We start from the raw sequence: 18,936 nt of genomic DNA, 5'->3' as shown, positions 1-18,936 counted from the left end.
CCGCCGCACCGCACCGCGTTTGACCACCGCACGCTCGGGTAATCACCCGGCCATGAGCAGGCTGTCGAGAAAGTTGTACACCCCTCTGTCGGTGGCCACCGGTGTTGGCGGCGGGCTGCTGGCTGGACAGATCTTCGGTCAGATCTGGAAGCGCGTCGGGCAGAACGATCCCGAACCCCCGGACCCCAAAGACCTCAGCTACTCGACGTCGTCGGTGTTGATCGCCGGCGCCATCCAGGGTCTGATCGTCGGGCTGGTGCGAGCGAGCCTGCAGCGGGCTGGTGCCCGCGGGTATTTGGCGCTGACCAACGAACCGCCGCCCGGCTGAGCAGCGAACTCATAGCCTTTCCACAGCCACCGATAGGCATGTTCTTAAGCGCCGGTCGGACTGTGGAGGCATGTCCCGCACGATCGACACCCGGCTGCTGGGGTACGCAGCTGCCCTCGCGCTTCCCGCCAGCCTCGCGGTGATGCTGATGGCGACGCCAGGCGCGGTCTCACCGATCCTCTACTGGACGGTGTCGACTTTCGCTTTGGTGATCGCCCTGGCCGTACTGGTCGTCGGCGAATGCGCGTGGGAAGACACCGTCGCCGAAGCCCAGGCCGCGGGGCTGGTCGCCAGCGAACCCGGGCACTGACCCGTCACACCGCCGGACCGAGCATTATCGACGGGCGCGGCAGGCGCCACCGCGCGCACCCGTCGGTGAGAGCGTTGTCCACCTCTGCCGCAACCGCGCCGCTGACCTGCCCGTCGCCGTAGACCCACTCGGAGATGTCGCCGCCGGTCAGACTGATCCGCGCCAACGGCAACCCGCAGGTGCGAAGGACCGCGGTGCGGCACAGCAGCCGCTCGGCGGCCGTTCCCCACTCCACGGCACCGGCGGAATCGTCGACATCAGCATGCACGCCGACCACCTGCAGTCGACGCTCCCCGATCACCGCGGGTCCGCGGTCGTCGAGATACACCGCGATGTCGGGATGACCGGTCGAGGCGAGGACGTCGACGTGCCGGTCGGAGCTGACCACGAACCGCGTGACCCCGCCCGCCACCGCTGCCCGGATCGGGGGCGTCGTCGCGCCGCACCGCACCAGGATGTGCTCGGTCCGGATGCCGCAGTGCCCGGTCTGCTCGAGCTCGTCGACCCCCGCCACGGACACCGTGATCCCGTGGGCGCGCACCCAGCCGGCCACCACCGGATCGCGCAGTGCACGCGCGGGCACGCTGGGAGTGGACATCGGCAGCGTGCGCCGCATGCGGCGAATCGACGTCGACAGGTGGTGAGCGGGACGGTGAACGTCGAGAACGGCCATGACTTCGGTCTACGCCGCTACGGTCCGCCCGAGCGCGATCCTTGCGACATCTTGACGCCCGCCGGCTGATCTTTGACGCCGAGCAGACGCGAACTCCTGCTTTCAGAGCCTGAAAAGCACGAGTTCGCGTCTGCTCGCGGGGGGAAACTCAGCGGGTCGGGATCTCGTCGGCGAGCGCGATCAGCCTGGCGCGCACCAACTCCGGCTGCTCGTCGAGGATGAAGTGGCCGCCGTCGACCAGCTCCAGGGTGTAGTCGTCGGCGCGGGCGCTCTCGGCCGCGGCCAGCGACGGGTGGATGGCCGTGTCGTCCTTGCCGAACAGCGCGCGCGTCGGGACCGTCGACCGGCGCCGCTCCGGGTTGCGCGCGCTCTGTCGAGCCTCGCGCAGCAGGAACGTGCGGTACGTGTCGCGCGCGGTCCGCGCCACCATGGGATCCCGGAACGCATCGGCGTAGACCCGCGCCGTCTGGCGATCGATCTTCGGGGCGGCGACTCCGAAGATCACCCGCTCCAGATACGGCGTGCGCCGCTGCAGCGGCACCCCGATCGACGCCACGAACGGCTGGTACAGCAGGAATCGCCACAGGTGCGGCGCCAGCGCCTTCGCCGACACCCACGGGTGCGGAATGTTGAGCACCAGATAGCCGTCGATGCGTTCCGGCACCCGCAGCGTCAGCAGGTGGCCGATGAAACCACCCCAGTCGTGGCCCACCAGCAGCACGTGCTCCAGACCCATCGCGTCCATCAGCGCCACCAGGTCGCTGACCACGTCCTCCTTGGCCCACTTGTGCGGCGCAGGCCCTGACCAGCCGTAACCCGGCAGGTCGGGCGCGATGATCCGCAGCCCCGGCGGCGGGTCGGCGAGCAGGTCGCGATAGGCCCAGTGGTGCTGCGGCCAGCCGTGCAGCGCGAGCACCGGCCTGCCGTCCTCGGGACCAGCCTCGGTGACGTGGAAACGGACACCTCGCGCGGTCACGTAACTGCGGCGGACCCCTCCGATAGGAGGGGGTTGGTTCGTCATGCCCCTGAGACTAACGGGGAAGGTTTACGGTGCTGATATGCCCGGGTACCGCGACCTGTTCGACGCCAGCATCTCCGATCCCGAAGCGTTCTGGGCCGACGCGGCCACCGACGTCACCTGGACCCGCGCGCCGCAAGCCGTCCTCGACGACAGCCGGCCGCCGTTCTACCGGTGGTTTCCCGACGCCGAGCTCAACACGTGCGCGAACGCGCTGGATCGTCACGTCGAGGCGGGCCGCGGAGAACAGCCGGCAATGATCTACGACTCGGCGGTCACCGACACACAGCGCACCTACACCTACCGCGAATTGACCGACCACACTGCACGATTCGCCGGTGCGCTGCGCGATCTCGGCGTCGGCCCCGGGGATCGGGTGATCATCTACATGCCGATGATCCCCGAGGCCGTCATCGCGATGCTGGCCTGCGCGCGGCTCGGTGCGGTGCACTCGGTGGTGTTCGGCGGATTCGCGCCGCACGAGCTCGCCGTCCGCATCGACGATGTCCACCCCGCCGTGATCGTCTCCGCGTCCTGCGGCATCGAGCCCACGCGCGTCGTCGAGTACAAGCCCATGCTCGACGCCGCGATCGGCATGTCCAGCCACCCACCACGGAATTGTGTTGTCGTGCAACGAGATCGGCACCGTTGCGAGCTCCTCGAAGGTCGAGACCTGGACTGGGCCGACGTGATGGCCGCCGCGAGCCCCGTCGACCCGGTCCCCGTCGCCGCCACCGACCCGCTCTACGTGCTCTACACCTCGGGCACCACCGGCAAGCCCAAAGGCATCGTGCGGGACAACGGCGGTCACGCCGTCGCGCTGCTGTGGAGCATGCGGCACATCTACGACATCACCCCTGGCGACGTGTTCTGGGCAGCCTCCGACGTGGGCTGGGTGGTCGGCCACTCCTACATCGTCTACGCCCCACTGCTTCTCGGCGCGACGACCGTGCTCTACGAAGGCAAACCCGTCGGCACGCCCGACCCCGGCGCCTTCTGGCGGGTCATCTCCGAACACCGGGTCAAAGCGCTGTTCACCGCGCCCACCGCGATCCGGGCGATCCGCAAGGAAGACCCGGAAGGCAAGTACGTCGACGAGTACGACCTCTCGTCGCTGCAGTATCTGTTCCTCGCCGGCGAGCGCCTCGATCCCGATACCTATCACTGGGCCGCCGACAAGCTCGGCATCCCGGTGATCGACCACTGGTGGCAGACCGAGACCGGCTGGCCGATCGCCGCGAATCCTATGGGAACAGAGGCCTTTCCGATCAAGGCGGGCTCGCCGACAGTCCCGATGCCCGGCTTCGACGTGCACATCCTGCGCGAAGACGGCAGCGACTGCGCACCCGATCAGGAAGGCGCCATCTGCATCCGCCTGCCCCTGCCGCCCGGAACCCTGCCGACACTGTGGCACGCCGATGACCGCTACGAGCAGTCCTACCTGTCCGAGTACCCCGGCTACTACCTCACCGGCGACGGTGGTCACTTCGACACCGACGGCTACCTGTTCGTGATGGGACGCATCGACGACGTCATCAACGTCGCCGGGCACCGCCTGTCCACCGGCGCCATCGAAGAGGTGCTCGCCACCCACCCCGCGGTCGCCGAGTGCGCGGTCATCGGGGTGCCCGACGAGATCAAGGGGCAGGCGCCGCGAGGCCTGGTGGTGGTCAAGGCGGGCGCCTCCACCGACGGACTCGCCGACGAGCTGGTGCAACTGGTGCGCGACGAGATCGGGGCCGTCGCCGCGTTCCGGCTCGTCGACGTCGTCCCCGCCCTGCCCAAGACGCGGTCGGGCAAGATCCTGCGCAAGACCATGCGGGGGTTGGCCACCGGCCGCGACGAACCGGTGCCGTCGACCATCGAGGACCCGGCCGTCCTGGAGAAGCTCGGCCCGATCCTGCGCCCCTGAGGGGTGTTATCCCGGCGCCGCGCGGGGTACTTCTTCCTGCACGCACGTCAATATGACGACGCGAAGGAGGACGGGATGGCGGACAGCCCGAAATACATGGCCGTACAAGGCGCAGCTTTGATCGTGGCGGTCGCGCTGACCGTCATCGGAGTACTCGGATTCGTCCCGGGCGTCACCTCCGGGGTCGACCGGCTGACCTGGGCCGGTCAGCAGTCCGGGGCCTTTCTGTTCGGGATGTTCGGAGTCTCGGCGCTGCTGAACATCGTCCACATCGTGGTCGGTGTCGCGGGGTTCGCCGGCGCGCGCAGCTACGCCGCCTCCCGCGCCTATCTGCTCGGCGGTGGGCTGATCTACCTGGGGCTCTGGATCTACGGACTGCTCGTCGAACGCGGAAGCAACGCCCACGTCCTGTCGCTCAACGGTGCCGACAACTGGCTACACGCGGGCATCTTCGCGGTGATGGTGCTGCTGGCCGTCACCCTGGCCGGACAGCACGATCCGACGAAACGCCGCTCACGGGTGCGGCGCGCCGCCAGCCACTGAGGCCGGGCCGCGGGGCCGCGCCGAGTGCACGCATTCTGATGGATTTCGGCCGATTTCCGTCAGAAACCGTACGTTCGGCGCGCAGTCAGGCAATCGACAGCGCGATCCCGTCGAGGATGTCGTGCTCACTGACCAGCAGCCGATCGATGCCGGCACGGTCGGCGAGCACCGCGGCCAACTCCGTCACGATCAGCGCGCCGCCGCCGATCACGTCGACCCGACCCTCGTGCATCGGCCCCAGCACGGCGCGCTGAGCGCGGGTCATCGCCAGTAGGTCCGCACACACCGGCAGCAGCTCGTCGAAGCCCACCGAGGACAGGTGGATCGCATCGGAGTCATAGGTGGTCATCTTCCGCGCCAACGCGGCCAGCGTGGTCATAGTGCCCGCGACCCCCACCCAGGTCTTGGCGTGCTGCACCGGCACCACCCCGAGTACCGTGTCGAGAGCCTCGCGCACCACGGCACGCGCCGCGGCGACCTCCTCCTCCGTCGGAGGATCGGAATGCAGGCACCGCTCGGTCAACCGCACGCAACCGATGTCCGCCGAGTAGGCGGCCTCCACGTCGTCCGTGCCGAGCACCACCTCCGTCGAGCCACCGCCCAGGTCGACCACGACGAAAGGCGCTGCCGTGGAATCCAATTCACCCACCGCGCCGAGGAACGACAACCGCGCCTCCTGCTCGCCGGTGATCACCTCGGCCACCGCCCCGGTGACGACCGTACCGAGCACCTCGGACGTCATCGCGAAGAACTCGTCCCGATTGCCGGCGTCCCGCGCAGCCGACGTCGCCACCATCCGCACCGCCGACACCTCGTGGTCCCGCATCAACGCGGCGTAGGCCTCGAGCGCCGCGCGGGTGCGAGCCAGCGCCTCGGGCGCGAACTCCCCGGTCGCATCCACGCCCTGCCCCAGCCGGACGATCCGCATTTCCCGATGCACGTCGGTGAGACGCCCGTCGGTGACGTCGGCGATCAGCAAGCGGATCGAGTTGGTTCCGCAATCCACCGCGGCCACCCTGGCGCTCATGTCCACACCTCCGGATCGAGGATGCCGGCCATCTCCGGCTCGGCCGCCAGCACCGCCAACGCCTCGTCGCCGAACGGATTGACGCCCGGCCCCTTGGCCAGCGAGTGGGCGATCACCACGTGCAGGCACTTGACCCGGTCGGGCATGCCGCCGCCGGAGAACGTCGTGCCCAGCGACTCGATCGCGTCACGCTCGGCCAGATACGACTCGTGGGCACGGCGATACGCCGCCGCCAACTCCGCATCGTCGGCCAGCCGCTGCGTCATGTCTCGCATCAACCCCGACGATTCCAGCCGGCTCGCCGCCGCCGTCAAGGCCGGATGCGTCAGGTAGTACAGCGTCGGGAACGGCGTGCCGTCAGGCAATCTCGGCGCGGTCTTCACCACGGCCGGGTCCCCGTCCGGGCAGCGGTAGGCGATCTCGAGAACACCGCGCGGCTCACGCCCCAACTGCCGCGCGACGACCTCGAGATCCGTCGACTCAACCACCGGGCGCCGGCGATGGTAGTGGCGGGCCTGGCGGCGGCACTGCAGGTAGCGGGGGCGGCGCAGTCGGCGAAATGCCGTGCGGCGCATCGGCGATCGTGTGCCACAGCGCGGTGTACCAGGGGTCGGAACTCGCCGCCGGGCCCACGCCCTGCGGCGCCTCCCCCGCCTGCGTTGCCCCGGCCGGCAACTGCACCTGATACGGGATCTCCCCCGGCATCACGAAACCCAGCCGTTCACGCGCCTGCGCGGCGATGAACACCGGATCGGCCAACTTCGCCTTCTGCGCCTCCAAATCCGCGATCTGGTCCCGCAGTTGGGACTCCGAGGCCTGCAACTGCTTCATCTCGGTGCGCTGGCCGAAGTACGTACGCACCGGCCCGGCGATCGTCAGCGTCAACACACACACCACCGCCGCCAGGATCGCCGCACGACGAGCCGTCGAACCGAAGCGCTGGTCGGCCGAGGCCTGCATCGACGCGGCGATCGAGGCACGAATCGACGTGCCAGGGGTGTCTGACTCTGCCTCGGTGACGGCGTCGTCCTCGGGTACCCGCGGTTCGGCCGCGCTGCGCTCACGGCGGCCCGACGTCGCGCCGGGCTTGGCCCGCCCGGGCTTACCCGGCCCGGCGGGCCGAGAGGTGCGACGCCGCGGATCAGGCCGTTTGGCTTCGGGCACAGGCTATTTCGCTCCGCCTTCGAATCGCGGGAAGGCCAGATCGCCGGCGTAGCGAGCCGCGTCACCGAGTTCCTCTTCGATGCGCAGCAGCTGGTTGTACTTGGCGACCCGCTCACTGCGGGCGGGAGCACCGGTCTTGATCTGCCCGCTGCCGACGGCCACAGCCAGGTCGGCGATCGTGGTGTCCTCGGTCTCGCCGCTGCGGTGGCTCATCATCGTCTTGTAGCCGGCGTTGTGCGCCAGCGACACCGCGTCCAGCGTCTCGGTCAACGTGCCGATCTGGTTCACCTTGACCAGCAGCGCGTTGGCGGCGCCGCGCTCGATGCCGTCCTCGAGGCGCTCGGGGTTGGTGACGAACAGGTCGTCGCCGACCAACTGCACCCGGTCGCCGATCGCGGTGGTCAGCGCGACCCAGCCGTCCCAGTCGTCCTCCGAGAGCGGGTCCTCGATCGACACCAGCGGGTAGGCGCCGATCAGCTGCTCGTAGAAGGCCGCCATCTGCTCGGCGGAGCGGGTCTCCTTCTCGAACGCGTAGCCGGTGCCGTCGGTGTAGAACTCGGTGGCCGCGACGTCGAGCGCGAGTGCGATGTCACTGCCGACCGTGAAGCCCGCGGCTTCGATGGCGGTGCCGATCAGATCCAGCGCCGCCTTCGTGCCGGGCAGGTCGGGGGCGAAGCCGCCCTCGTCACCCAGACCCGTCGCGAGGCCCTGCTTCTTCAGCACCGACTTGAGCGAGTGATAGACCTCCGCACCCCAGCGCAGCGCTTCCTTGAAACTGGGGGCGCCGATCGGGGCGATCATGAACTCCTGGACGTCGACGCCCGTGTCGGCGTGGGCGCCACCGTTGATGATGTTCATCATCGGCACCGGCAGGATGTGCGCGTTCGGGCCGCCCACGTAGCGGAACAGCGGCAGTGCGGCGCTGTCGGCGGCGGCCTTGGCCACCGCCAGCGAGACGCCGAGGATCGCGTTGGCGCCCAGCCGGGACTTGTCCGGCGTGCCGTCGAGGTCGAGGAGCGCCTGGTCGACGAGGCGCTGCTCATCGGCGCCGAGGCCGATGACCGCGGGCGCGATCTCGTCGAGCACCGCCTCGACAGCCTTCTGCACGCCCTTACCGAGGTAGCGCGAACCGCCGTCGCGCAGCTCCACGGCCTCGTGCTCCCCGGTGGAGGCACCCGACGGGACGGCGGCGCGGGCGACCGTGCCGTCCAGCAGGCCCACCTCCACCTCGACCGTCGGGTTACCCCGGGAATCGAGAATCTCGCGGGCTCCGACCTGCTCGATGATGGGCACGACTGCCTCCTTGGTCATTCCGGGCGTAACTGCTCAGCGTGATGATCAGCACTGAGCCTAGAGGTTCTCAGAGCGGGTGTCCTTCGGCGTACGCGGTTGCCCAGTCGCGCACCGTCCGCGCGTATTGATCCGAGTGGTTGTAGGCGTGCAACGCGTCCATCCAGCCGCGCGGTGTCGCCAGGTCCTTGCCGCTCCAACACAGGTATCCCGCGGCCGACAGCGCGGCATCGTCGATGTTGTCGGCACTGATCTTGCCGTCGTTGTTGGCGTCGACGCCGTAGAGCCGCCACGTCTCTGGGATGAACTGCATCGGCCCCATTGCGCGTGCGAACGGCTCCTCACCCCTGTCCTCGGTGGCCGGGTCGTGGCTGACCGAATCGTGATCGAGGATCTCCAGATTGCCGCCCGTGCCGTCGAGCAGCACGCCTCGGATGGGCGGGGTGACATCCCCGTTGGGGCTGATCACCGCGCCGCGGTACGTGCCGTGATGGCTTTCGACCTGGCCGATACCCGCCAGCGTCGTCCACTTCAGGTGACAGTCGGGGTTTTCCACGTCGGCCACCCGCGCGGCGTATGCGTAGGCCTCCAGCGCGGTCACCGGGATACCGAGCGCGGGCGCGCGGGCGGCCGCCCACTCGTGTAAGGCATCAGCCGGGCGGCCCTTGGCATAGGTGTCGATCTGCGGGACGGGATCCCCCGGCGGAGGTGGCACACCCTCGGGAATCGGGTTACCGAGCTGCCACGAACAGCTTGCCGCCAAGAGCAGCGCTGTCGCGCCGATCACGGCCACCGTTCGCAGCCAACGCACCCGTGTCACCGGACTCCTCAACCCCATCTGGTCTTAGCCATGCTGCCACGCACGACAGGACTTCAGACCTATCCCGGGCCCGACACAGGCGGTGTACATTCACTAATCGCATCACCAACCAAGGTGAGCCGAACCTTCCTTTGGCTAGCCAACGCTGAACACCAACGAGGACGACGATGAGCATCAGCACCGATCTGACGGTCAGCATGCATTCGGCCACACTGGCGGCCTCGCCCAACGTCACCTCCCAGCTGTTCGGCAGCGGACTGATCGGTGTGCGCGAAGGCCTCGAAGCCGCGATCGTCGTGTCGATCCTGGTCGCCTTCCTCGTCAAATCCGACCGCCGCGACGCCCTCAAGTGGGTATGGCTCGGAGTCGGTGCCGCGATCGCGATGACGGTGACCGTGTTCCTGGTCATCCAGTTCGGCGAGAACACGATCTCCGGGCTGGCCGCCGAAGCCATCGCCGGAGTGGCCTCGCTGATCGCCGTCGTCATCGTCACCACGATGGTGCTGTGGATGCGCCGCGCTGCCGCCGGCATGTCCGGCGAGCTGCGCAACGACATGGCGCAGGCACTCGAAACCGGCCCGCTGGCCGTCGCGCTGCTCGCCTTCTTCGCGGTCGGTCGCGAAGGCGTCGAGACCGCCTTGTTCATGGTGGGCTACGCCGAAGCGACGTCGAACTGGCCGTTGGTCGGGCTGATCATCGGCGTGCTGATCGCCGGCGCCATCGCCTACGGGATGTACCGCGGTGCGCTGAGCATCAACCTCGCGAAATTCTTCACCTACACCGGCGTGTTCCTCATCGTCGTCGCCGCGGGAATCCTGTCCTACGGCATCGGCGCGCTGCAGACCGTTGGCTGGCTGCCCGGGCTGGGCTCCACAGCGTTCGACATCACCGCCTGGTTCAACTGGTCCTCCTGGTACGGCGAAGTACTGCAGGGCGTCTTCAACGTCACCCCGACCCCGACGGTGCTGCAGCTGTGCGGCTGGCTCGCCTACCTCGTCGTGGTCCTCACCCTGTTCCTGCGTCCCACCCCGGCGCCGACCCGCTCGGCGCCGTCATCTCCCCTCCCTGATCCCGAAAGGTCCACCACGTGAAGGTCTCCCCGTCTGTCGCCGTCCTCAGTACGGCCGTCGCCGCCCTCGCGCTGAGCGGCTGCCAGGCCAAGCAAGAGTCGGCCAACGCCGCCGAGGGCACCGACGCGCCGGCCCAGATCACGGTCAACGCCTCCGACAGCTCCTGCGAGCTGTCCGGCACCGAGGGCAAGACGGGCGCCAACACCTTCGTCGTCACCAACAACGGCAACAAGGTCACCGAGTTCTACGTCTACGGCGAGGGCGAGCGGGTGATGGGCGAGGTCGAGAACATCTCCCCCGGCCTGCAGCGCAAGCTGATCGTGCAGCTGTCCCAGCCCGGCACCTACCAGACCGCCTGCAAGCCGGGCATGATCGGCGATGGCATCCGCGCCGACTACACCGTCACCGGTGACGCCGTCGAGGTCGACACCGAGGGCAAGTTCAAAGAAGCCGCCGACAACTACAAGCGCTACATCAACAGCCAGACCGACGCGCTGATCCCCGCCGTCGAATCGTTCGTCGCCGCGATCAAGGCAGGCAACCTCGAGGCCGCCAAGGCCCAGTACCCCACGGCGCGCACGTACTACGAGCGCATCGAGCCCGTCGCCGAGTCCTTCCCCGACGACCTCGACCCGCGCATCGACCTGCGCGAAGCCGACCTCGAGCCCGGGCAGAAGTGGACCGGGTTCCACCGGCTGGAAAAGGACCTGTGGGTCAGCGGCATGCAGCCCGACACCAACGCGATCGCCGACCAGTTGGTTGCCGACGTCAAGGAACTCGACGCCGGGGTGAAGGCGCCCGACTACACGATCGACTCCACCCAGATCGCCGGCGGCGCACAGGGTCTGCTCGACGAGATCGCCACCAGCAAGATCAGCGGCGAAGAAGACATCTTCAGCCACACCGACCTGTGGGACTTCAACGCCAACCTGCAGGGCTCGCAGACCGCGGTTGCGTCGGTGCGGCCGATCCTCGACGAGCGCAACGCCGATCTGGGCAAGCGCGTGGATCAGCGGTTCGCCGAAGTGGAGAAGATGCTCGAGCAGTACCGCAAGGGCGACGGGTTCGTCAGCTACGACACGGTGACCGAGCCGCAGCGCCAGGAGCTCTCGCGGGCCATCGACGCGTTGAGCAAGGAAGTGAGCCAGGTGCAAGGTGTCATCGCTCCCCAATGATCCTGCGCCCCCGCGCGATTCGACGCGTCCGGGGTTGAGCAGGCGCAAGCTGTTCGGCGCGGCCGGGGTCGGTGCCGCGGTGGTCGGAGCGGCCGGTGCGGGGGCACTGGCCGGCCGCGCCTCGGCGGCTGCGACGGCCAGCCATCTGGACACCGCGGTCCCCTTCCGCGGTGAGCATCAGGCGGGCATCGTCACCGAGGCTCAGGACCGGATGCACTTCGCGACGTTCGACGTGACCACGAACAGCCGCGACGACATCATCAAGATGCTGGCCGACTGGACCGAGATGGCCGAGCGGATGACGCAGGGCGAGGAGGCCTTCACAAACGGTGCCACCGGCCAGAACCCGTACGCGCCGCCGACCGACACGGGGGAAGCGCTCGGCCTGCCGCCGTCACAGCTGACGCTAACGATCGGATTCGGCCCGTCGTTCTTCGTCAAAGACGGTGTGGACCGGTTCCGTATCGCCGACAAGAAGCCGGCACAGCTGGTCGACCTGCCCAAGTTCCCGAACGAGAAGATCGACCCTGCCCGCAGCGGCGGCGACATCGTCGTGCAGGCGTGCGCCAACGACCCGCAGGTCGCCGTCCACGCGATCCGCAACCTGGCCCGCATCGGCTTCGGTACCGTCGCGGTGCGCTACTCACAGCTCGGTTTCGGACGCACCTCGTCGACCACCCGCGAGCAGTCCACCCCGCGAAATCTGTTCGGCTTCAAGGACGGAACCGCCAACCTGCGCTCCGACGAAACCGACAAACTGAACCAGTTCGTCTGGGTTGCCGACGGTGACGGGCCCGCCTGGCTGACCGGCGGTAGCTACCTGGTGGCCCGCCGCATCCGGATGCGGATCGAGCAGTGGGACCGCACCACGCTGCTCGAACAGGAACGCGTCGTCGGCCGGCAGAAGGGCAGCGGCGCCCCGATGGGGTTGAACGACGAGTTCGACGAGCTGAACTTCACCCTGACGGACAAGAAGGACAAGCCGCTGATCGACGAGCAGGCCCATGTCCGGCTCGCGTCGAAGGAGAATCTCGGCGGCATCGAGATCCTGCGGCGCGGTTACAACTTCACCGATGGCTCCGACGGGTTCGGCCACCTCGATGCCGGATTGTTCTTCATCGCGTTCGTGCGGGACCCGATCAAGCAGTTCGTGCCGATGCAGAATGCGATCTCTCGCAGCGACGCGATGAACGAGTACGTGACGCCGACGAGCTCGGCGGTGTTCGCGTGCCCGCCGGGAATCCGCGAGGGCGACACGTCGACGTTCTGGGGCTCGACGCTGTTCGACTGAGCGCTCCCCCTTTCCGCCCAAACCGACGTTTGGGCGAACTGTCGCGAGACCACGCCGCCATTTCGTCGAACTCGACCACCATTGCGCGCACTCGCCGTCACCGCTAGCCTGTCTGGAACGATCCTTACAGAAAGGCGAACGCGGTGACATCCGCCCGGAACAAGCGCCAGCAACAGGGAGACACGTCGCGAGAGCAGATTCTCGACGCCACCGAACGGTTGATGTCGGCGCAGGGCTACGCCGCGACGTCCATCAGCCACATCCGCAAGGAATGCGGGCTCCCCGCGAGCTCGATCTATTGGCACTTCGGGTCCAAAGAGGGTGTGCTGGCCGCGGTCATGGAACGCGGCGCCGATCGCTTCTTTGCTCAGCTGCCGCGACGCGAGCCGGGCGATCCACACGAACCCGACATCGAGACCCGACGCGCCGCCGCAGCGAAACTGCTTGCGCAACATCCGGATTTCCTCCGGCTGACCTACATGCTGTCGCTTGAGCGGAGCACCGACCCCGCGGTCGATGCAGCCATCCGGCGGGTGCGTGACACCGCCATCGCCGGCTTCCGCGAGGCCATCGCGCCGATGATCCCGGCCGGCGTCGCACCCGAGCGCGCCGAGGAGGTCGTCAACGAACTCGCCGCATTCGCCACCGCGGTATCAGATGGGGTGTTCTTTGCCGACCACCTCGAACCCGAAACGACGGACGTCGACCGCATGTACGTCCGCATGATCCAAGCCGTGCGAGCCCTCATTCCCGTTCTCTTGGAGGAGACATGACATCACGATCGGTCGTCATCACCGGCGCCAGCGCGGGACTCGGCCTCGAATGTGCCCGCGCCATCCTCGCCGACGACCCGACCTGGCATCTGGTGTTCGCTGTGCGCGACCCGGCCCGCGGAATGGCCGCCGTAGACGCGCTCGGCGCCCTCCATCGATGCACCGTCCTCCCTTGCGACCTCGCCTCGCTGCGATCAGTCGACGAATTCGTCGACGCATTCACCCGCGCCGATCTGCCGCCCTTGCACGCCATCGTCTGCAATGCAGGCCTACAGGTGGTCGACGTCAGCCAGAGCACAGCCGACGGAGTGGAGATGACGTTCGGCGTCAACCACCTGGGCCACTTCGCCTTGGTCACAAGCCTTCTCGACCAGCTCGCTGCGCCCGCGCGCATCGTGATCGTCAGCAGCGGCACCCACGATCCGACGAAGTTCACCGGCGGCATGCCCCATCCGCTGTACACCTCGGCCAAGGAGCTGGCACGACCGGGCGACCCGGACGACAAGGACGGGCGACGGCGGTACACCACGTCGAAGTTGTGCAACATGCTGTTCGCCTACGAACTCGACCGCAGGCTCGCCCAGGGCGCCCGCGGTGTCACCGTGACGGCGTTCGACCCGGGTCTGATGCCAGGATCGGGGTTGGCACGGGAGTACTCCCCCGCACAAAAGCTGCTGTGGCGCTACGCCTTTCCGGCTCTTCGCGTCCTACCCAACGTCAACAGCATCGCGACGTCGGGCCGGCGGCTGGCGGCCCTGGTGCACGACGCGCGCTACGAGGGCGTCACCGGAACCTATTACGAGGGCAAGCGCCCCATCGGGTCATCGGCGGACTCCTACGACACGGCCAAGGCGCTGGACCTGTGGACGACGAGTGAGCAGTTGGTGGCCACCGCGAGTGCGTGATCGAACTCGACGAAATGGCGTGATCTACTCGACGTCTTGCGCCCGTTCGTCGGTTTGGGCGTCGAATACTTCGTGGGGCCAGTGGGCGCGCCACTCGTCGGGGGAAATGGCACCGCGCGGGCCACCGTCGAGCTCCTCGGCCACGTCGTCACCCCGGCGGGCAGCCGCGGCCGCACGCTCGGCGGTCCGCACGTCGTCCATGAACTCCAGAACCGCTGTGCGCAAGGCGTTCTCGGCATCGAAGTCGGCGCTGACAGTGATCCAGGTGAGCTCGTCGGGCACCAGCTCGGCCGGGAAGCCGGCACCCTCGGCACGCGCGAGAACCTTCTGCGCCAACGCCAACGCGGGCTGGGCCGTCGGGATGTCGTCCATGATCGACTCCCGCGCAGACTTCTCCAACGCCTTGCGCGCTTCCCACTGCGCCAGCTGATCTTCCAGCGAGATCGACTTGCCCGCCAGCACAGCCGGCACGCGGTTGCCGAGTTTGCGCACCAACGCGTCGGCGACATCGTCGATACCGAACGCATCCTGTGGCGCGTCCTCGGCGATGCGCGCGTGAAAGAGAACCTGCAGCAACACATCTCCGAGCTCGTCGCGCAGCTCGGTCAGATCGCCGCCGTGCACCGCGTCGAACAGCTCGTAAGTCTCCTCGAGCAGATAGCGCCGCAGCGAGTCATGGGTCTGCTCGCTCTCCCACGGCCCGGCGGTGCGCAGCTTGTCCATCATCACGACCGCATCCACCAGGTGCTCCCCGGGCTGCGGCGCCGGCGCGGCGATCACCCGCTCCCCCGCCGCGATCCGCGCGGCGACCGACGGGTGCTCACGGTCGGACGACAGCAGCGTCGGCGCGGGATCGCCGCTGTAGGCGGGGCGTGCCGACGGCAGCGACCACGGCACCTTGACCGGCATCTCCTCGGTGTACTGCACATCCCCGGCCAGCAGATCGATGGCCTCGATCGGCACCAGCGACGGGCGGCGCGGATCCACCAGCACGACCGTCATGCGCCACCTCCGAATTTCGCGATGTCGACCGGCGCCTGCCCGTCCCCCGCGATGGCCACGAGCAGCCCCGCCACGAACGCGATCAGCTCGAGATCCCGGATGCGCGGCGCCCCCACCCCGCTGCCGGCCCGCGGAATCGGGACCTGCACGGTCGACGTGGTGGCGCGATAGTTGGCGCCGGAGTAGAGCCGCTTGAGCCGCAGCTGCGCCGAATCCGGAAGCGTCAGAGGCGAAATACGCACCGTCGAACCCGACGGCGCGCCCACCTCGGTCACCCCGAACGCCCGGGCCAGCAGCCTCAGCCGGGCCACCGCGACCAGCAGAAGGGCCGGCTCGGGCAGCGGACCGTAGCGGTCGACGAGCTCCTCGATCACCGAGTCGACCGCCGCATCGTCGGCGGCAGCGGCCAGCCGGCGATACGCCTCCAGACGGAGCCGATCACTGCCGATGTAGTCCGGCGGCAGATGCGCGTCGACAGGCAGATCGATCCGGACCTCCTTCGGCTCTTCCGGTGAGAGAACGGTTTTCCCGTCTGCCGCGGCGCGGTAGGCCTCGACCGCCTCGCCGACGAGCCGCACGTACAGGTCGAACCCCACGCCCGCCACGTGACCGGACTGCTCGGCGCCCAGCACGTTGCCCGCGCCGCGGATCTCGAGGTCCTTCATCGCGACCGCCATGCCCGCCCCGAGGTCGTTGTTCTGCGCGATGGTGGCGAGCCGGTCGTACGCCGTCTCGGTCAGCGGAACCTCCGGCGGATACAGGAAATACGCGTAACCGCGCTCGCGGGAACGGCCGACGCGGCCCCGTAGCTGGTGCAGCTGCGACAGACCGAACGTGTCGGCACGCTCGACGATCAACGTGTTGGCGTTCGAGATGTCCAGGCCCGTCTCGACGATCGTCGTGCACACCAGGATGTCGAACTCGCGGTTCCAGAACCCCTCGACCGTCTTCTCGAGCTGCTCCTCGGGCATCTGACCGTGCGCGACCACCACCCGCGCCTCGGGCACCAGCTGGCGCACCCGCGCGGCGGCCTGGTCGATCGAGCGCACGCGGTTGTGGATGTAGAACGCCTGCCCGTCGCGCAGCATCTCGCGACGCAGCGCCGCCGCCACCTGCTTGTCGTCGTGCGGGCCGACGTACGTCAGCACCGGATAGCGTTCTTCCGGCGGGGTGAGGATCGTCGACATCTCGCGAATCCCGGCCAGGCTCATCTCCAGGGTGCGCGGTATCGGGGTCGCGCTCATCGTCAGCACGTCGACGTGCGTGCGCATCGACTTGATGTGCTCCTTGTGCTCGACACCGAAGCGCTGTTCCTCGTCGACGACGACCAAGCCGAGGTCCTTCCACGTCACCCCGGTCTGCAGCAGCCGGTGGGTGCCGATCACGATGTCGACCGAGCCGTCCTTCATGCCCTCCATCACGGCCTTGGATTCAGCTCCGGATGTGAAGCGCGACAGTCCTTTCACCGTGACGGGGAAACCGGCCATGCGTGCACTGAACGTCTGCAGGTGCTGATCGGCGAGCAGCGTCGTGGGCACCAGCACCGCGACCTGCTTGCCGTCCTGCACCGCCTTGAACGCTGCACGCACCGCGATCTCGGTCTTGCCGTATCCGACGTCGCCACAGATCACCCGGTCCATCGGGACCGGCTTCTCCATGTCCGACTTCACCTCGGTGATCGCGGTGAGCTGATCCACCGTCTCGGTGAACCCGAAGGCGTCTTCCATCTCGATCTGCCACGGGGTGTCCGGCGCGAATGCGTGACCAGGTGAGGCCTGCCGCTTGGCGTACAGCGTGACCAGTTCCGCGGCGATCTCCCGAACCGCCCGGCGCGCTTTGGTTTTCGTGTTCGCCCAATCGCTGCCCCCGAGCCGCGACAATGTCGGCGCTTCTCCGCCGACGTAGCGCGAGAGCTGGTCCAGCGAATCCATCGGCACATACAGCTTGTCCGTGCCACCGCCGCGTTTGGCCGAGGCGTACTCCAGCACCAGGTACTCGCGCCGGGCACCACCGACCACCCGCTCGGTCATCTCGACGAAGCGTCCGATGCCGTGCTGGTCGTGCACCACGAGATCACCGGCGGTCAGCGCCAGTGGGTCGACGACGTTGCGCCGTTTGGCGGCGAGCTTCCTGCCTTCGGTCGCCGCGACGCGGTTGCCGGTCAGGTCGGCTTCGGTGATCACCACCAGACTCGCGCCCGGCATCACCACACCGTCGTGCAGCGGGCCCTTCATGACCCCGACCACGCCCTCGCGCGGCACTGCGCCGGGCTCGAGAATCGTTGCGGCCGTGTCGGCTTCGCCGAGCTGCTCGACCACCCGCATGCAGGTTCCGGTGCCCGGGGTGACGACGACGCCGTAGCCGCCGGTCGCGACGTGAGCGCGCAGCATCGCGAAGATCTCGCTGAGGTTGTGCTGTTGGCCCCGCGCCGACGGTGCGGGGCGGATGTCGAGGCGCACCGGCTCGTCGGCGCCGCTGTCGAGCTGGCTCAACGTCCACCACGGGTGCCCACCCGCGCGCGCCGTGTCGCGGCCCTCGTCGAACGGGACGAACCCGGAGGCACCCAGCGCCTCGAGGTCGATCGGGGCGTCACCACCGACGGCAGCCGTCGACCACGACGCCTCGAGGAACTCTTGACCCGTCTTGATCAGATCGGCGGCACGACTGCGTACCTTCTCCGGATCGCAGATCAGCAGCGGCGTCCCCGGGGGAAGCAACGAGGGCAGCGTCACCAGACCGACCGGCTTCAGCAGCGGCAGCAGCGCCTCCATCCCGTCGACGGGGATGCCCTCGGAGAGCTTGGCCAACATGTCGGGCACGCTGCCCGGCACCCCGTTCTCCAGTACCGGATGCTCCACGGCCAGCACCGCGGCCCGCTCCCGCACCTCGGAGGTCAGCAACACCTCCCGGCACGGCACGGCGATCACCGTCGAGACGTCGATCTCGGGGATGGACCGCTGATCGGCGACCGCGAACATCCGCATCTCGGAGACCTCGTCGCCCCAGAACTCCACGCGCACAGGGTGCTCGGCTGTCGGGGGGAAGAGATCGAGGATGCCGCCGCGCACGGCGAACTCCCCGCGCTTGGCGACCATGTCGACACGCGTGTAGGCCAGATCGACCAGCCGCGCGACGGTCCCGTCGAAGTCGGAGTCCTCCCCGACCGTCAGCGTCACGGGTTCGACCGCGGCCAGATCGGGCGCCATCGGCTGCAGCAGCGAGCGAGCCGTCGTCACGAGCACGCGCAGCGGCGGACCCAGCCGCGCGTCTTCGGGACGGGTGAGCCGGCGCAGCACCATCATCCGGGCGCCGACGGTGTCGACGCCGGGTGAGAGCCGCTCGTGCGGCAGCGTCTCCCAGGACGGGAACATCGCGACGGCGTCGCCGAAGACGCCCGTGAGTTCGGCGGTCAGGTCGTCGGCCTCGCGGCCGGTTGCGGTGACGGCCAGCACCGGGCCGGTCTGCGCGAGCGCAGCCGCCACGAAGACCCGCGCGCTGGCAGGTCCGACGAGGTCGAGATCGGCGGGCCGGTCGGCGGCGCGGCGGGTGACTTCCTGCAGAGAGGGGTCGCGCAGTGCCAGGTCGACGAGGCCCGCGATCGGGGTGTGGACATGAAGGGTCCCCGATACGGTCAT

Annotated in this window: 18 protein-coding genes; 9 read left to right on the top strand and 9 right to left on the bottom strand. The window is 68.5% G+C overall.

Going from position 1 to position 18,936, the window contains the following annotated elements; all coding sequences use genetic code 11:
* Positions 1–52: 52 nt before the first annotated feature.
* Together ACZYYX_RS15065 and ACZYYX_RS15060 are read left to right on the top strand one after the other, a co-directional pair.
* The gene (locus ACZYYX_RS15065; RefSeq protein ID WP_046363112.1) at positions 53–328 is read left to right on the top strand and encodes a DUF4235 domain-containing protein; all 276 of its coding nucleotides are present in this window, start codon (positions 53–55) and stop codon (positions 326–328) included.
* 70 nt (positions 329–398) lie between these two features.
* Complete coding sequence (locus tag ACZYYX_RS15060) at positions 399–638, top strand: hypothetical protein (RefSeq protein WP_463815316.1); 240 nt, start codon at positions 399–401, stop codon at positions 636–638.
* Between the two features lie 4 nt (positions 639–642).
* On the opposite strand, the gene ACZYYX_RS15055 is transcribed toward ACZYYX_RS15060, so the two are convergent.
* Both ACZYYX_RS15055 and ACZYYX_RS15050 read right to left on the bottom strand, forming a co-directional pair.
* Complete coding sequence (locus ACZYYX_RS15055; RefSeq protein ID WP_463815315.1) at positions 643–1,311, bottom strand: hypothetical protein; 669 nt, start codon at positions 1,309–1,311, stop codon at positions 643–645.
* A gap of 148 nt (positions 1,312–1,459) precedes the next feature.
* Positions 1,460–2,332 carry an alpha/beta fold hydrolase gene (locus ACZYYX_RS15050; RefSeq protein ID WP_463815314.1) on the bottom strand — a complete coding sequence of 291 codons (873 nt, stop codon included), beginning with the start codon at positions 2,330–2,332 and terminating at the stop codon, positions 1,460–1,462.
* 37 nt (positions 2,333–2,369) lie between these two features.
* On the opposite strand from ACZYYX_RS15050, the gene ACZYYX_RS15045 reads away from it, so the two are divergent.
* Both ACZYYX_RS15045 and ACZYYX_RS15040 read left to right on the top strand, forming a co-directional pair.
* A complete protein-coding gene (locus ACZYYX_RS15045) occupies positions 2,370–4,241 on the top strand; it encodes a propionyl-CoA synthetase (protein WP_463815313.1) in 1,872 nt (623 codons plus the stop codon).
* Between the two features lie 75 nt (positions 4,242–4,316).
* A complete protein-coding gene (locus tag ACZYYX_RS15040) occupies positions 4,317–4,784 on the top strand; it encodes a DUF4383 domain-containing protein (protein WP_463815312.1) in 468 nt (155 codons plus the stop codon).
* Positions 4,785–4,869: 85 nt separating this feature from the next.
* Here the strand turns inward: ACZYYX_RS15040 and ACZYYX_RS15035 are convergent, their stop codons facing one another.
* The 5 genes from ACZYYX_RS15035 to ACZYYX_RS15015 form a co-directional block, all read right to left on the bottom strand.
* Positions 4,870–5,811, bottom strand: a complete 942-nt coding sequence (locus tag ACZYYX_RS15035; protein ID WP_463815311.1) for a Ppx/GppA phosphatase family protein — start codon at positions 5,809–5,811, stop codon at positions 4,870–4,872.
* Positions 5,808–6,299, bottom strand: coding sequence for a DUF501 domain-containing protein (locus ACZYYX_RS15030; protein WP_463815310.1), 492 nt, complete (start codon positions 6,297–6,299; stop codon positions 5,808–5,810). The genes ACZYYX_RS15035 and ACZYYX_RS15030 overlap by 4 nt, the downstream gene beginning before the upstream one ends.
* Complete coding sequence (locus ACZYYX_RS15025) at positions 6,292–6,975, bottom strand: FtsB family cell division protein (protein WP_463815309.1); 684 nt, start codon at positions 6,973–6,975, stop codon at positions 6,292–6,294. The genes ACZYYX_RS15030 and ACZYYX_RS15025 overlap by 8 nt, the downstream gene beginning before the upstream one ends.
* A gap of 3 nt (positions 6,976–6,978) precedes the next feature.
* A complete protein-coding gene (gene eno / locus ACZYYX_RS15020; protein ID WP_335328991.1) occupies positions 6,979–8,268 on the bottom strand; it encodes a phosphopyruvate hydratase in 1,290 nt (429 codons plus the stop codon).
* 67 nt (positions 8,269–8,335) lie between these two features.
* Positions 8,336–9,085, bottom strand: a complete 750-nt coding sequence (locus tag ACZYYX_RS15015; RefSeq protein WP_463815308.1) for a lytic transglycosylase domain-containing protein — start codon at positions 9,083–9,085, stop codon at positions 8,336–8,338.
* Between the two features lie 167 nt (positions 9,086–9,252).
* On the opposite strand from ACZYYX_RS15015, the gene efeU reads away from it, so the two are divergent.
* From efeU to ACZYYX_RS14990, 5 genes are all read left to right on the top strand, one after another.
* On the top strand, positions 9,253–10,176 hold the full coding sequence (efeU, locus tag ACZYYX_RS15010; RefSeq protein WP_463815307.1) for an iron uptake transporter permease EfeU: 924 nt from the start codon (positions 9,253–9,255) through the stop codon (positions 10,174–10,176).
* Entirely contained in the window at positions 10,173–11,330 is a 1,158-nt protein-coding gene (efeO, locus tag ACZYYX_RS15005; protein ID WP_463815306.1) for an iron uptake system protein EfeO, read from the top strand. The genes efeU and efeO overlap by 4 nt, the downstream gene beginning before the upstream one ends.
* Entirely contained in the window at positions 11,311–12,621 is a 1,311-nt protein-coding gene (gene efeB / locus ACZYYX_RS15000) for an iron uptake transporter deferrochelatase/peroxidase subunit (RefSeq protein WP_463815305.1), read from the top strand. The genes efeO and efeB overlap by 20 nt, the downstream gene beginning before the upstream one ends.
* 143 nt (positions 12,622–12,764) lie before the next feature.
* Entirely contained in the window at positions 12,765–13,394 is a 630-nt protein-coding gene (locus ACZYYX_RS14995) for a TetR/AcrR family transcriptional regulator (protein ID WP_463815304.1), read from the top strand.
* A complete protein-coding gene (locus tag ACZYYX_RS14990) occupies positions 13,391–14,299 on the top strand; it encodes an SDR family NAD(P)-dependent oxidoreductase (RefSeq protein ID WP_463815303.1) in 909 nt (302 codons plus the stop codon). Before ACZYYX_RS14995 ends, ACZYYX_RS14990 begins: the two co-directional genes overlap by 4 nt.
* A 24-nt stretch (positions 14,300–14,323) precedes the next feature.
* Here ACZYYX_RS14990 and ACZYYX_RS14985 read toward each other — a convergent pair whose 3' ends face one another.
* Together ACZYYX_RS14985 and mfd are read right to left on the bottom strand one after the other, a co-directional pair.
* Positions 14,324–15,301 (bottom strand): nucleoside triphosphate pyrophosphohydrolase, encoded by a 978-nt coding sequence (locus ACZYYX_RS14985; protein ID WP_463815302.1) that lies wholly within the window; start codon positions 15,299–15,301, stop codon positions 14,324–14,326.
* On the bottom strand, positions 15,298–18,936 hold the full coding sequence (gene mfd / locus ACZYYX_RS14980) for a transcription-repair coupling factor (protein WP_463815301.1): 3,639 nt from the start codon (positions 18,934–18,936) through the stop codon (positions 15,298–15,300). The genes ACZYYX_RS14985 and mfd overlap by 4 nt, the downstream gene beginning before the upstream one ends.

Source organism: Mycobacterium sp. IDUB_1, from assembly GCF_055419625.1.
Note: the sequence above shows the minus strand (reverse complement) of the source record. Positions and strands in the feature narration are given on the sequence as shown.

Bases quoted from the DNA above. Each gene is read 5' to 3' on its own strand.
- ACZYYX_RS15055 (WP_463815315.1), bottom strand. From the start codon at position 1,311: ATGGCCGTTCTCGACGTTCACCGTCCCGCTCACCACCTGTCGACGTCG.
- ACZYYX_RS15035 (WP_463815311.1), bottom strand. From the start codon at position 5,811: ATGAGCGCCAGGGTGGCCGCGGTGGATTGCGGAACCAACTCGATCCGC.
- ACZYYX_RS14985 (WP_463815302.1), bottom strand. From the start codon at position 15,301: ATGACGGTCGTGCTGGTGGATCCGCGCCGCCCGTCGCTGGTGCCGATC.
- mfd (WP_463815301.1), bottom strand. From the start codon at position 18,936: ATGACCGTATCGGGGACCCTTCATGTCCACACCCCGATCGCGGGCCTC.
- efeU (WP_463815307.1), top strand. From the start codon at position 9,253: ATGAGCATCAGCACCGATCTGACGGTCAGCATGCATTCGGCCACACTG.
- ACZYYX_RS15050 (WP_463815314.1), bottom strand. From the start codon at position 2,332: ATGACGAACCAACCCCCTCCTATCGGAGGGGTCCGCCGCAGTTACGTG.
- ACZYYX_RS15040 (WP_463815312.1), top strand. From the start codon at position 4,317: ATGGCGGACAGCCCGAAATACATGGCCGTACAAGGCGCAGCTTTGATC.
- ACZYYX_RS15065 (WP_046363112.1), top strand. From the start codon at position 53: ATGAGCAGGCTGTCGAGAAAGTTGTACACCCCTCTGTCGGTGGCCACC.
- ACZYYX_RS15045 (WP_463815313.1), top strand. From the start codon at position 2,370: ATGCCCGGGTACCGCGACCTGTTCGACGCCAGCATCTCCGATCCCGAA.
- ACZYYX_RS14990 (WP_463815303.1), top strand. From the start codon at position 13,391: ATGACATCACGATCGGTCGTCATCACCGGCGCCAGCGCGGGACTCGGC.
- ACZYYX_RS15060 (WP_463815316.1), top strand. From the start codon at position 399: ATGTCCCGCACGATCGACACCCGGCTGCTGGGGTACGCAGCTGCCCTC.